The following is a 12,388-nucleotide window of genomic DNA, read 5'->3' on the forward strand; positions in this document are numbered from 1 at the left end:
GTGTCGGACGAGAGCGTGGCCGGTGGTGACGGCGTACTGCCCATGTTCCCGCTGGGTGCCGTGCTGCTCCCCGGCGAGGAGATCCCGCTGCAGGTGTTCGAGCCGCGCTATCTCGACATGATCGAGCACTGTGTCGCGTCGCCGGACCGCCTGCGGTTCGGTGTGGTGCTGATCGCGCGCGGTCACGAGGTCGGCGGTGGCGACGAGCGCACCGGTGTCGGCACCGTTGCCCGGATCACCTCCTGCCGTCCGGTGTCAGGTGGGCGTCTGCACGTCGGCTGTGTCGGAGAACACCGGATCGCGGTCGACGAGTGGCTGCCCGACGACCCGTATCCGCGGGCCCGCGTCCGGGTCTGGCCCGATGAACCGGCCGAGGTCGAGCCTGCCGACCTCGACGCGTTGACGGATCAGATCACCGCACTCACGGACCTGGCGGAGGGCCTCACCCGCGACCGCGGCGTGGCCAGGCTGCACATACCTGATTGGGACGACGTGGCAGGGGAACCGGGGGACCGGGCGTTCGCGCTGGCACGGGAGTTGCCGCTCGGCCCGCTGGACCGGCTCCGCGTGCTGTCCGCGCCGGACGCCGCGCACCGGGTGCGGGCGCTCACCGAGGGACTCGCCGACGCCGTGGCCAGCCTCCGGTTCCGTCTCGGCCGACCGGACTGAACCGGTGCGGGCCGTGGTGGGTGCGCGAGCGAGCGGAGACGTCGCGATCGTCTCCGCTGTCGCCGTCGGCGGCGCGATCGGGGCGGTCGCTCGCTACACGCTGACGGTGCTGTTCCCGGCGGTGCCGGGTCAGATCCCGTGGGCGACGGTGATCGCGAACGTCAGCGGCTGCTTCCTCATCGGAATCCTGATGGTGCTGGTCACCGAGGTGTGGTCGGCGCATCCGGTGGTCCGGCCGTTCCTCGGGGTGGGGATTCTCGGTGGCTACACCACCTTCTCGACGTACGCGGTCGAGATCCGCCAACTCGTCGCCGACGGCGACCTCGCCCTCGCGTTCGGCTATCTGGCGGGAACGGTGCTCGCCGCGCTCGCCGCGGTGCTGGCAGGACTGTGGGTCACGAGACTGGCCGTCGGAGGCCGCAACGGGAGAGGAACCTGACATGAGCGACGTCACGCACACGATCCACTCTCGGCCGGAGCTGCGGCTGACGGTCATCCTCGGGCTCGACGACCTGTGGCACCACAAGCCGAAGTACCAGGAGATCGTGCGCCGCGCCCGCGACGCCGGACTGGCCGGCGCCAGCGTCTGGCGAGGAACGGAAGGGTACGGCGCGTCCTCGCACATCCACACGGCGCGACTTCTCGACCTCGCCGACGGGCTGCCCGTACTCGTGGTGGTCGTCGACGAGGAGCCGCGGATCCGGGCATTCCTCGAGACGATCGCGGACCTGCTCGGTCAGGCGACGGTCACCCTAGACCACGTCGAACGCATCCACGTGAGCGACGCGTGACGGTCCTGCTCGTCGTCGTCGGCGGGGCGATCGGCGCCCCGGCACGGTACCTGCTCGACCGGGCGGTGCAGTCCCGTCACGACAGCGTGCTCCCGTGGGGGACGCTGTGCGTCAACGTGATCGGCTCGTTCGTCCTCGGGGTCCTCGCAGGCGTCGGCACCGCACACGACAGCGTGCTCTGGACGGTCCTCGGCACCGGCTTCTGCGGCGCGCTCACCACGTTCAGCACGTTCGGGTACGAGACGGTCCGGCTGCTCGAGGATCGGGCGAGACTGTTCGCGTTCGGGAACGTCGCGGTGACCCTCGTCGCCGGGATCGGTGCGGCGGTCGCGGGATTCGCCGCGGGCGCGGCGATCGCCTGAGTCGGGTACACATCCCGACAGGACCGAAAGGGGAGGTGCCGTGTCCACACTCGGCAGGTCGGCCTCTGCAGTGGCGGCGGCGATCGTCGCGGGCGTCGCGGTCGGCGTCCTCGCGCGAATCCTGATGCGGCTGACCACCGTTGCGGCCGCGGGCGACGCCGGGTTCTCGTGGTCGGGGTCGGCGGGAATCGTGACGCTCTACGTCGTCGCGATGATCCCCGGCGCGGTCGCCGCGGCCGTCGCCCGTCGAGGCGTCGCCGTCGCGCTCGCGACGGCGGGCTCGATCTTCCTGTGCGTCCCCGCCGTCGGTGTGGCGTCCGAGGAGGTCGGTGACCTCGGCGATCTCGGAACGGCCCGCACCGTCGCGGTCGCGGTACTCGGCGGCGCGGTGTTCGCGACGCTGGTCGTCCTGCCGGTCGTCACCTTCCGGTTCGCACGACGGTTCGGGGCGGTTCCCAGGCCGGGTGCAACTCCCGTCGCACCCGTCGCGGCACCGTGATCGAATGACCGTGCACAGACGTGCACGGTCAGGAGGAGGGGCATCGTGGCACACGAGAGGGCCGGTCAACCGGCACAGGCAGCGGATCTCGAGGATCTCGCGCAGCTGGTGACGGCCTACTACAGTCGCACGCCCGACCCCGAGAACCCGGACGAGCGGGTGGCGTTCGGGACGTCGGGACATCGCGGCTCGTCCCTCGACGGCGCGTTCAACGAGGCACACATCCTCGCCACGACGCAGGCGATCGTCGAGTACCGCGCGGCACAGGGCTACACGGGACCGCTGTACCTGGGCCGTGACACGCACGCCCTGTCGGAGCCGGCGTGGACGAGCGCGCTCGAGGTGCTCGCAGGTAATGGCGTCGACGTCCTGATCGACGCGGCCGGGCGCTACACCCCGACGCCGGGCGTCAGCCACGCCATCCTGCGGCACAACGAGGGCCTGTCGTCCGGATTCGCGGACGGCATCGTCGTCACCCCGTCTCACAATCCGCCGCGTGACGGTGGCTTCAAGTACAACCCGCCGTCGGGTGGACCGGCAGGCTCCGACGCGACCTCGGTCATCGAGGCCCGCGCGAACGCGTTGCTCGCCGCCGGTCTGACCGGCGTGAAGCGGGTGTCGCTGGCGACGGCACTGGCCACGGCCGCGCGGCCGTTCGACTACCTCGGCCGGTACGTCGACGACCTGCCGAACATGGTCGACCTCGACGCGATCCGCGCCGCGGGTGTCCGCATCGGCGCCGACCCGATGGGTGGGGCGTCCGTCGACTACTGGGGTGCGATCGGCGAACGTCACCGCCTCGACCTGACGGTCGTCAACCCGTTGGTCGACGCGACCTGGCGGTTCATGACCCTCGACACGGACGGCAAGATCCGCATGGACTGCTCGTCGCCGAACGCGATGGCGTCGCTGATCGGTGCCCGCGACCGGTACGACATCGCGACCGGCAACGACGCCGACTCCGACCGGCACGGCATCGTCACCCCCGACGGCGGGCTGATGAACCCGAACCACTACCTCGCCGTCGCGATCGAGCACCTGTACACCCACCGTCCGGAGTGGGGCGGGGGCACGAAGGTCGGCAAGACCCTCGTGAGCTCGTCGATGATCGACCGTGTCGTCGCGGGACTGGGCCGGGAACTCGTCGAGGTGCCGGTCGGGTTCAAGTGGTTCGTGCCCGGTCTGCTGTCCGGGGATCTCGGCTTCGGTGGCGAGGAGAGCGCGGGCGCCTCCTTCCTGCGGCGCGACGGCCGTGTGTGGACCACCGACAAGGACGGCATCGTGCTGGCGCTGCTGGCGTCGGAGATCCTCGCGGTCACCGGGTCGTCCCCGTCGCAGCGGTACCGCGGGCTCACCGAGCGCTACGGCGACCCGGTGTACGCGCGGGTGGACGCGCCGGCGAACCGCGCGCAGAAGGCGACCCTCGCCGCGCTGTCCCCGGACGCGGTCACGGCGACCGAACTGGCGGGCGAGGCGATCACCGCGACCCTGACGGCGGCGCCCGGCAACGGTGCACCGCTCGGTGGCCTCAAGGTGTGCACGGACAACGCCTGGTTCGCGGCGCGCCCCTCCGGGACCGAGGACAAGTACAAGATCTACGCCGAGTCGTTCCTGGGGCCCGACCACCTCACGCAGGTGCAGGACGCCGCCCGTGACCTCGTGAGCCGCGCGCTCGGGTAGCCGCCCGCGACGCTCGTGCGCGCTGTCTCTGTCCGGAGACCCCAGAAGCGCGCACGAGCGCCGAGCGCCTACGATCTGAGCAGTGTCAGATCCCCTCCCGGCGGCGAAGACGCGTTTGCCCAGCGAGATCTGGGTTCTCGTGAGCGCCGCATTCGTCATCGCCCTCGGCTACGGCATCGTGGCGCCCGCCCTGCCGCAGTTCGCGGTGAGTTTCGGGGTGGGGGCGTTCGCGGCCACCGTCGTGATCTCGTCGTTCGCGTTCATGCGACTGGTGTTCGCGCCCGTCAGCGGGTCGCTCGTGCAGCGGATCGGCGAGCGGCCGACCTATCTGACCGGTCTGGTCATCGTCGCGGTCTCCACCGGCGCGGTCGCGTTCGCGTCGAGCTACTGGCAGCTGCTGGTGTTCCGCGGACTCGGTGGCATCGGATCGACGATGTTCACGGTGTCCGCGCTCGGCCTGCTCATCCGGATCACGCCGCCGCACATCCGCGGGCGGGTGTCGGGCCTCTACGCGACGTCATTCCTGTTCGGTAGCATCGGCGGGCCGCTCGTCGGCGCGGCGCTCGTCGGGTTCGGACTGCGGGTGCCGTTCCTCATCTACGCCGTCACCCTGCTGATCGCCGCCGCTGTCGTGTACTTCCGGCTCAAGGGGTCGGCGCTGGCGGCGCCGGAGACGTCCGGACCGACCGTGACGATGAGCTTCCGCGAGGCACTGCTCGCCCCGATGTACCGGGCGGCGCTGCTGTCGAACTTCGTCAACGGCTGGGCCGTGTTCGGGGTGCGCGTGGCGCTGGTTCCTCTGCTCGTCGTGCAGGCGCTGCACGCGGGCGAGGGCTACGCGGGCATCGCGCTCACCGTGTTCGCCATCGGCAACGCCCTCGTCCAGATCCAGGCGGGCCGGCTCTCCGACGCCCACGGCAGGCGGCCGTTCGTGCTCGCCGGTCTCGTCATCGCGGGGGCCGCCACCGCCGCGCTCGGATTCAGTCCGAACCTGTGGGTGCTGTTCGCACTGTCGGCGGTCGCCGGTGTCGGGTCGGGACTGATGAATCCGGCACAGCAGGCCGCGGTCGCCGATGTCGTCGGGTCCAAGGCTCGCGGTGGTCCGGTGTTGGCGGCGTTCCAGATGGCGTCCGACGTCGGGTCCGTCCTCGGTCCGCTGGTCGCGGGACTGCTCGCCGAGCAGGTGTCGTACGCCGCCGCGTTCGCGATCACCGGGGCGTTGACGGTGCCCGCGATCGTCGCGTGGGCGATGGTGCCCCGCTCAGGCCGGGACGCCGACGCCCACGAGGAGGCCGACCAGGTAGGTGGCGCCGACGGCGACGAGGCCGAACAGAAGCTGCCGTAGCGCGCCGCGCACACGCGGCTGCGATGTCAGGTGCGAGGTGGTCGCACCGACCAGGAGCAGGCCGACGCAGCCGACCGTGAGGCCAGCGACGAGCGATTCGAACCCGAGCAGGTACGGGATCAGCGGAATGATCGCGCCGATCGCGAACATCAGGAACGACGACGCGCCCGCGACCAGCGGGGACGGCTTCTCGGTCGGGTCGACACCCAGTTCGTGCGTCAGGTGGATCGTCACGGCCTGCTCGGCGTCGCGGTGCACTTCCTGCGCCGCGGTCCGTGCCGTCGCCTCGGTCATCCCCATGTCGACGAACGTGCCCACCAGTTCGGTCTGCTCGGAGATCGGGTGACGGGCCTGGGCGCGACGTTCGACGCGCACCTCGGCGTCGATCTGGTTGTTCGCCGTCGACACCGATGCGTACTCGCCGAGGGCCATGGAGAAGGCGCCCGCCGCGAGGCCGGCGATGCCGCTGAGGACGATCTCGTTCGCCGCCAGGCCCGCGCCGCCGACACCGGCGAGGAGTGAGGTGTTCGTCACCAGTCCGTCCATCGCTCCGAACGCGGCTGCGCGCAGCCACCCGCCGGAGACGTCGGCGTGCCGGTGGTCGAACTCGTGCGGTAGCGCGCCGTGCGGAAGCGCAGCCGATGGTGTGCCCGGCCGATCCGGTTCGCCCGGGCGAGGTGACTCCGGCTCGTCCGGACGAGGTGCCGCGTCGTCGTCCATGGAATGGAATGTACGCGGCACGTCGGTACGGTGAGAGCCGTGTGGAAATCCGTCGTCAGTCTGCTCGCCCGACTCGGTCTGGCGGCCGTGTGGCTGATATCCGGTGGAGTGAAGGTCGCCGACCCGACCCAGACGGTCGTCGCGGTCAGGGCCTACCAACTGCTCCCGGAGGACCTGGTCCGCCCGGTCGCCGCGATCATGCCGATGTTCGAGATCGCCCTCGGTCTGCTGCTTCTGATCGGTCTCGCGGTGCGGGCGACCGCGGTGGCGTCGGCCGGCATGCTGCTGGTCCTGATCGGCGTGATCATCTCCGTGTGGGCGCGCGGCCTGTCCATCGACTGCGGGTGCTTCGGCGGCGGCGGAGCGGCCGACGTCGACGGCTGGGACTATGCGCGGGAGATCGCCCGCGACGTCGGATTCCTCGCGTTGGCCGTCTGGCTGATCGTCTTCCCGCGCAGCCCGTTCGCGCTGGGGCCGCTGTCGCGGGCACCGCTCTCAGTGGGCGCTCAGCAAGAGGTGACAGAGTAAAGCCGCATTTACCCAGCTACATCCATCCACGGACATACCGGACCGGAGGACCGCACCGTGAGCAGCAAGAAGGTCAAACCCGTCAAGGCGGTGCCGCAGGCCACGTCGAGCCGATCGACGTACATCCTCGGTGGCCTCGCGGTGGTGGTGATCGCCGTCGTCGTGATCGCAGGCGTGCTGTGGAGCAGCAACCGCAGCAAGCCCCGCAATGAAGGCTACGGAGGTGTGTCGAACTCGGCCGTGCAGGTCACGACCGAGGCGGACGGCGCGATCCTGCTCGGTCTGCCCGACGCGACCACCACGATCGATCTCTACGAGGATCCGATGTGCCCGTACTGCGCGGAACTCGAGCACACCAACGGCCAGGAGATTGCTCAGAAGATCGACGAGGGTGCCCTCGCGGTCCGGTACCACACCTTGGACTTCCTCAACCGGCTCTCGGCGAGCGGTGACTACTCGTCCCGTGCGGCCGGTGCGCTGATGTGCGTCGCGGACAGCGGCGACGCGATCGCGTTCTCCGCGTTCCACGGCGCACTGTTCACGCCGGACAACCAGCCCGCCGAGAACGGCAGCTCGGATCACAGCAACGCCGAGCTCGCGGACATCGCGCGTGACGCGGGTGCGAACGACGACGCCGTCGCGTGTGTCACCGACGGGGCCAAGGTCGAGGCGGCCACCGCTGCCGCGCAGACGGGGCGCGCGGCCCTCGCCGCCACCGGCGCCGCGGGAACTCCCGCGGTGATCGTGGACGGCACCGTCGTCGACGCGCTCGGCAACCCGAACTGGGTGGCGGACCTGAACTGATGCGGGATCGGTGGTCGGCGTCACCGCGCCGACCACCGATCGCCGGCGACAATCGCCTGTGACCAGCCGATTTGTTGCCGCAACAGATGGTGGTGTAACTTTTTCCAGGCGAGAGCGGAACGGCCGCGAGGTCGAGATGCACTCGAACAAATGAACACGGGGCTATGGCGCAGCTGGTAGCGCACCACACTGGCAGTGTGGGGGTCAGGGGTTCGAGTCCCCTTAGCTCCACAGATGAAACCCCAGGTCAGATTTTCTGACCTGGGGTTTTTCTGTGCGATCAGGGCTCGTTGGCAGTCGGCGGGACTTATCCCGCCATCGCGCCGATTGCGCCGGTGAAGTAGGGCACCAGCCAAATCGACCACACGACCAGGCTGAACTTGTGGAACTTCGCCTTCTCGGAGGGGCGATCGCGGATCAGGACGATGACCGCCCACACGAGATGGATCGCCATGAGGACGATGGCGAGGGCGCCCGTGGCGATCATGATCTTGTCGAACCCCGACGTCCCGGTATCGGGTGACTCGTCGGAGATCCGGCTCATCAGGAAGGTTCCGGTTGCGTCGCAGATCAGGCCCAGCGCGAACGCGCCCGCGTGCCACCACTTGAGGGTCTTCTGGATGCGTTCCGACCACACGCCGATGGAGTAGAAGATCAGCGCGAACGTGATGACGATGATTGCGGCGGCCAGCATGTCCCGACCCTAGCCCTGACGTTCGCGGATGCCGGGGTGGTCGCGGAGCCGACGGCGCGTGTCGGTTCCGGGCGCCGGTCGATCGCGACGACCTGACCGCGACCTCCTTTCCAATTGCGCCCAGTGGCAGTCAGCCAGCGACGCGTCTGCGCAGGGTCTCGACTCCGTCGCCGTCCAGATCGTCGAGAGCGGCGACGCGCCCGACCGATGCCAGTGCCAGCGCCTCGCCGGGGCCGCGCACCTCGGGTCCGGAGCCGCGGCGCCAGTCCATGTCCGTCGCGACGAATCGCAGGCCCCTCGTGTACCGCCACGGCAGCGCGAACGGGTCCGGACGCTCGAGGACGAGGCGCAGGCGTTCCGGGTCGATGGTGCGCGGCAGACCCAGTGGCCGGCGGATGTCCTGCTGGTGCACGAGATGGTCGGCGAGGCCGAGCCGTGGCCAGTAGCGGGTGATCCAACTGGTCTCGGCCGAGTCGGCCAGCACGGCGACCAGTTCGTCGGTGGTGACGTCCTGTTGGGAGGCGACGTAGTGGTCGTTGTAGGCGATCGGATTGGGCCGCCGCAGGAGGCCCAGTGCGTAGCGGGGCAATGGAACGGCGTCGAGCGACAGGTGCACCGCGACGTCGCGCACCGTCCACCTGCCGCACAGTGACGGTGTCCGCCACTGTTCATCCGTGAGCTCCCCGAGCAGTTCGACCAATTCGCGGCGCTCCGCGACGACGTGCGTTCTAACCCCCATGCCGCCCGATGATAGGCACGCGTCAGCGCAGCGGTCGGGAACTCGGTCCCCGGAACCGGTCGCGCCGGTCGAGGGTCGCGACGACGACACGGTCGGGGCGGACCAGCACTGCCCGGAGTCGGTGCCGGCTCAACCAGGCCGCGGCGGCGGGAAGGTCCGCGGTCGCGACTGTCGCGGCCGCGACGTCGCGCGCGAGGGCCGAGAGCGGACCGACTCCTGCCGTCCCGACGAGCGCGAACCCGTCGCCGAGCAGGTCGTCCGACCGCCGACCGTCCGCCAGCGGCCACTGCGGAAAAGGTGACCCGATCGGACTGCGGGACATCGGGATCGTCGTCGGCGGAGCCAGGCCGCGCAGCGGAGGAGCGAGGATGCGTCGGGCGATCGGGTCGGGGTCGGGCAGCAGTGCGGCGCAACGCAACACACCGTGCACGGCGGGGTGCGGCGGCATCGACATCACCCGGCCGACCAGGACCGCCCCGCGGATCGCGCGGGTGACATGCGCTCGGCGTTCGGGCTGATACGTGTCGAGCAGTGCGTCGTCCGCGGTGCCAGCGTGAACTGCCGCCACCTTCCATGCGAGGTTCATCGCGTCTCGCTGCCCGGCGCCGAGCCCCTGGCCGATGAACGGGGGAGTCACGTGGGCGGCGTCGCCGAGGAGGAACACCGGTCCACGCCGCCAGACGTCGGCGACCGCTGCCCGGTGCGAGTACGACGTTAGCCGCAGGACCTCGGCGTCACCGTCGGGAAACCACGGCGCCAGCAGTTCGCGGACACGTTCGTCGGTGACGGGGCCGGGCCCGGGCAGTCGGAACTCCCAGCGGTAGCGGTCGTCCGCGATCTGCATGTACGTTCCCGAGTCGGTACCCGCACAGATCTGGTGTACTCCGGGCCACAGGTCGAGGGGCGTGCGTGATCGGACGTCGACGACCAGCCAGTGCTGGTCGAATCCGAGATCACGCATGCGCGAACCGATCTGGTCACGCAAGGCACTGTTCGTGCCGTCGCAGGCCAGCACGTGCCGGGTCGCCACCGTGCGCACCGCCCCGTCGGCCAGGTCGCGGACCGTGACGGTCGCGCCGCCCGTTGGGTCGACTCGAACCGACTCGACCTCGTGGCCGGTGAGCAGTGTCGCGCCGGGATGACGGGCGAGGTTGGCGCGCAGTGCCCGTTCCAGGTCGGGTTGGTCGAACATGTTGGTCTCGGGCCATCCGTGGACGCCGATGGGCCGGTCGCGCCGGATCTCGAGGAGGGGGCGAAGTCGGCCGTCGACGAGGCGCATGCCGAGCGCCGGCCGGCACACCGACTCGACCTGCTCGGCTGCGCCGGCGGCCTGAGCGATCCGAAGCACCTCGTCGTCGAGGTGCACCGCCCGCGGCAGGGGGTACAGCGCGCGGTGCCGCTCGACGACGAGGCACGAGACGCCGCGGCGGGCCAGCAGCGTCGCGGCGGTCAGTCCCGTCGGGCCTGCGCCGACGACGACCACCGGTACGGCATCGGGTGTCAGGACTTGCTCAGCACGATCGAGAACTGGACCTGGCCTGCGTCCTCGACGACGATGTTCGGGAACGTCGTCGGCTTGGACACCTGGTAGTCCGTCCATGCGACGTCGACGGCTCCCGCCGTCTCGATGTTCTCGCCTGATCGACGTGTGTCGAAATTCGTTGTGACATCGCGGGTCTGACCGCGAAGGGTGAGCCTTCCGCTGACCGGAACGGATACCGTCGAACCGTCCTCCGGTACGGCCGACAGGTCGACCGGTTCGGTCACCTCGAAGGTCGCGGTAGGGAAGGAACCGGTGTTCATGATCATCATGTCGAACATCGCGTCGCGGCGCTCGCTGTCGGTGGCGATGCTGGCGACATCGACCTCGACCGTTCCCGTTGTGAGCGTCGAATCCTCCACGGTCGCAGCACCGGTCACCTCGTGTGTCTGACCGCGAACGAACACGCGCTGCCCGTTGAGTGTCTCCCAGACCTCGTACCCGGCGGCGGACTCCGGGGCGACCGTCCAGTTTCCGTCGAGGGAACCGGACGCGCCGGTGGACTCGCCGCTCAGTCCCAGCGCGTCCGGCTGGTCGCCGTGGAAGAACTTGGCGTACGCCCACGGCCCGACGCCGACGGCGATTACTGCAACCGCGAGTACCGCCCCGATGATCCACAACACACGTTTACGCATGGGCGGCAACATAACCCAGATCGCGACCGCGGTGGGGTGCTACGTTGACGCGGCAACCTCGAGTACCCGGCGGGAGATCGATGCCGTGGCGTCGTGGCCTGCGAGGTCGTCGGCGAGTGCGCGTGCTCGCGCCCGGTACCGGTCGTCCCCGAGGGCCTTGGTGACGGCCCGACGGATAGTGGTGGGGGAGGGTGATCCGCTTCGAATCCTGATGCCGGCGCCGGACCGTGCGACCCGTGCGCCGATCTCGGCCTTGTCCTCGGTGCTACCGGCGACCACCATTGGAACCCCGTGGGACAGGGCGAAATGCACTCCACCCCAGCCACCGTTCGTGACCAGGACGTCCACGTGTGGGAGCAGCAGCGAGAACGGAACGAACTCGGTCACCACGACATTCGGGGCGGTTCGTCGCACCGCGTCGACAGGCCGGCCGCCGGTCGCCACGACGACGAGTGCGTCCGTGCCCGCGAGGGCGTCGACGGTCGGTTCGGCGAGGGTGCCGAGGTCGTGGTTGTCGAGGGTGCCCTGTGTGACCAGGACGACGGGACGATCGGTCTGGAGGCGGTCCCACCAGTGCGGCGTCTCCCAGTCCCGCGGTGCGGCCGGAAGGATCGGCCCGACGAAGCTGAGCCGGTCGCCGAGGTCCGTTCGTGGGTACTCGAAACCCGGTGTGGTCAGCACGAACACGTCGTCGGCGTGCAACGGCCAGTCCAGGAGAAAGCACGCCGGATCCTCGCCGATCACCGTTCGTGTCTGGCGTGCGGCGATCGCCTGCGCACGGCGCATGACCACCGAACGAGCACCAGTGTTGAGGGCGCGATTGCGAACACGACCGAGTGGTCCGGTCGACGGGGGCAGGCCCGGACCGAACGGGGCGGTGTCCGCGCTCGTCGCCATCAGCGGAGAAACGCAGACGGCGAACAACTTTGGTCGACCGTCCGGTTTCCTTCCGGCGTAGGGAATCGCGCCCATGAACAGATTCTCGGCGATCACCGTGTCCGCGCCTTCGGCCTCGACGGCCGCGGCGACGGCGCGGTACTGGTCCGCGAGCAGGTTCGCGAACATCTGCTCGGCGTCGAACAGTGACCGCAGGAAGGCGGGCCTGCGCTCGCGTCCCGGGAACCGTTCGCCCAGCGCCGTTTCGTCGTAGTCGCAGGTAGGAGGCAGTGCGTGGAACCGCAGACCTGCTCGCCGCGCGCGGTCCTCGAACCGGGTCCCCGTCAGGATCGCGACGTCGGCGCCGTCCTCGACCAGGCGGCTGCCGATGGCAAGCATCGGTGCGACGTGCCCGGTGAGGGGCGCGGAACACAGGAGAATCGGGGCCACGGAAATCCTTTCGCGAGCTGATCGCCGGACGATGCGGGGGCGACCGGCGCTCAACG

Annotated in this window: 15 protein-coding genes and 1 tRNA gene; 10 read left to right on the forward strand and 6 right to left on the reverse strand. The window is 69.9% G+C overall.

What is annotated here, in order from left to right:
- The 7 genes from FFS72_RS10790 to FFS72_RS10820 all read left to right on the forward strand — a co-directional run bounded on the left by FFS72_RS10790 (nucleotide 1) and on the right by FFS72_RS10820 (nucleotide 5,346).
- A complete protein-coding gene (locus FFS72_RS10790) occupies nucleotides 1-669 on the forward strand; it encodes an LON peptidase substrate-binding domain-containing protein (RefSeq protein ID WP_249353236.1) in 669 nt (222 codons plus the stop codon).
- Between the two features lie 13 nt (nucleotides 670-682).
- Complete coding sequence (gene crcB / locus FFS72_RS10795; RefSeq protein ID WP_171018629.1) at nucleotides 683-1,108, forward strand: fluoride efflux transporter CrcB; 426 nt, start codon at nucleotides 683-685, stop codon at nucleotides 1,106-1,108.
- A 1-nt stretch (nucleotide 1,109) separates the two neighbouring features.
- Nucleotides 1,110-1,460, forward strand: coding sequence for a DUF190 domain-containing protein (locus tag FFS72_RS10800; protein WP_050064783.1), 351 nt, complete (start codon nucleotides 1,110-1,112; stop codon nucleotides 1,458-1,460).
- Complete coding sequence (crcB, locus tag FFS72_RS10805) at nucleotides 1,457-1,822, forward strand: fluoride efflux transporter CrcB (protein WP_137873946.1); 366 nt, start codon at nucleotides 1,457-1,459, stop codon at nucleotides 1,820-1,822. Before FFS72_RS10800 ends, crcB (FFS72_RS10805) begins: the two co-directional genes overlap by 4 nt.
- A gap of 40 nt (nucleotides 1,823-1,862) precedes the next feature.
- Nucleotides 1,863-2,321, forward strand: coding sequence for a hypothetical protein (locus tag FFS72_RS10810; RefSeq protein WP_137873947.1), 459 nt, complete (start codon nucleotides 1,863-1,865; stop codon nucleotides 2,319-2,321).
- 45 nt (nucleotides 2,322-2,366) lie between these two features.
- Nucleotides 2,367-4,001: a phosphoglucomutase (alpha-D-glucose-1,6-bisphosphate-dependent) gene (pgm, locus tag FFS72_RS10815; protein WP_137873948.1), complete on the forward strand. Its 1,635-nt coding sequence runs from the start codon at nucleotides 2,367-2,369 to the stop codon at nucleotides 3,999-4,001.
- 82 nt (nucleotides 4,002-4,083) lie between these two features.
- Nucleotides 4,084-5,346, forward strand: a complete 1,263-nt coding sequence (locus FFS72_RS10820; RefSeq protein ID WP_249353237.1) for an MFS transporter — start codon at nucleotides 4,084-4,086, stop codon at nucleotides 5,344-5,346.
- Here FFS72_RS10820 and FFS72_RS10825 read toward each other — a convergent pair.
- Nucleotides 5,263-6,066 (reverse strand): VIT1/CCC1 transporter family protein, encoded by an 804-nt coding sequence (locus FFS72_RS10825; protein WP_137873949.1) that lies wholly within the window; start codon nucleotides 6,064-6,066, stop codon nucleotides 5,263-5,265. The genes FFS72_RS10820 and FFS72_RS10825 overlap by 84 nt on opposite strands.
- 39 nt (nucleotides 6,067-6,105) lie before the next feature.
- On the opposite strand from FFS72_RS10825, the gene FFS72_RS10830 reads away from it, so the two are divergent.
- The 3 genes from FFS72_RS10830 (at nucleotide 6,106) to FFS72_RS10840 (ending at nucleotide 7,629) form a co-directional block, all read left to right on the forward strand.
- On the forward strand, nucleotides 6,106-6,594 hold the full coding sequence (locus tag FFS72_RS10830) for a MauE/DoxX family redox-associated membrane protein (RefSeq protein ID WP_137873950.1): 489 nt from the start codon (nucleotides 6,106-6,108) through the stop codon (nucleotides 6,592-6,594).
- 57 nt (nucleotides 6,595-6,651) lie between these two features.
- Nucleotides 6,652-7,398, forward strand: a complete 747-nt coding sequence (locus FFS72_RS10835) for a DsbA family protein (protein WP_050064789.1) — start codon at nucleotides 6,652-6,654, stop codon at nucleotides 7,396-7,398.
- Between the two features lie 158 nt (nucleotides 7,399-7,556).
- A tRNA-Ala gene (locus FFS72_RS10840) sits at nucleotides 7,557-7,629 on the forward strand.
- 76 nt (nucleotides 7,630-7,705) lie between these two features.
- Here FFS72_RS10840 and FFS72_RS10845 read toward each other — a convergent pair.
- From FFS72_RS10845 to FFS72_RS10865, 5 genes are all read right to left on the reverse strand, one after another.
- Complete coding sequence (locus FFS72_RS10845) at nucleotides 7,706-8,092, reverse strand: HsmA family protein (protein WP_137873951.1); 387 nt, start codon at nucleotides 8,090-8,092, stop codon at nucleotides 7,706-7,708.
- A 130-nt stretch (nucleotides 8,093-8,222) separates the two neighbouring features.
- On the reverse strand, nucleotides 8,223-8,831 hold the full coding sequence (locus FFS72_RS10850; RefSeq protein ID WP_137873952.1) for a maleylpyruvate isomerase family mycothiol-dependent enzyme: 609 nt from the start codon (nucleotides 8,829-8,831) through the stop codon (nucleotides 8,223-8,225).
- A gap of 22 nt (nucleotides 8,832-8,853) precedes the next feature.
- Entirely contained in the window at nucleotides 8,854-10,314 is a 1,461-nt protein-coding gene (locus FFS72_RS10855) for a bifunctional 3-(3-hydroxy-phenyl)propionate/3-hydroxycinnamic acid hydroxylase (RefSeq protein WP_171018630.1), read from the reverse strand.
- 17 nt (nucleotides 10,315-10,331) lie between these two features.
- Nucleotides 10,332-11,006: a YceI family protein gene (locus FFS72_RS10860; RefSeq protein WP_171018631.1), complete on the reverse strand. Its 675-nt coding sequence runs from the start codon at nucleotides 11,004-11,006 to the stop codon at nucleotides 10,332-10,334.
- A gap of 39 nt (nucleotides 11,007-11,045) precedes the next feature.
- Complete coding sequence (locus tag FFS72_RS10865; RefSeq protein WP_137873955.1) at nucleotides 11,046-12,332, reverse strand: glycosyltransferase; 1,287 nt, start codon at nucleotides 12,330-12,332, stop codon at nucleotides 11,046-11,048.
- Nucleotides 12,333-12,388 lie beyond the last annotated feature (56 nt).

The sequence above is a fragment of the Rhodococcus sp. Q genome, from assembly GCF_005503035.1.
Taxonomy (GTDB): domain Bacteria; phylum Actinomycetota; class Actinomycetes; order Mycobacteriales; family Mycobacteriaceae; genus Rhodococcus_G.

Excerpts from the sequence above, each read along its gene's own strand:
- FFS72_RS10800 (WP_050064783.1), top strand. The coding sequence starts at position 1,110 with ATGAGCGACGTCACGCACACGATCCACTCTCGGCCGGAGCTGCGGCTG.
- FFS72_RS10825 (WP_137873949.1), bottom strand. The coding sequence starts at position 6,066 with ATGGACGACGACGCGGCACCTCGTCCGGACGAGCCGGAGTCACCTCGC.
- FFS72_RS10845 (WP_137873951.1), bottom strand. The coding sequence starts at position 8,092 with ATGCTGGCCGCCGCAATCATCGTCATCACGTTCGCGCTGATCTTCTAC.
- FFS72_RS10850 (WP_137873952.1), bottom strand. The coding sequence starts at position 8,831 with ATGGGGGTTAGAACGCACGTCGTCGCGGAGCGCCGCGAATTGGTCGAA.
- FFS72_RS10860 (WP_171018631.1), bottom strand. The coding sequence starts at position 11,006 with ATGCGTAAACGTGTGTTGTGGATCATCGGGGCGGTACTCGCGGTTGCA.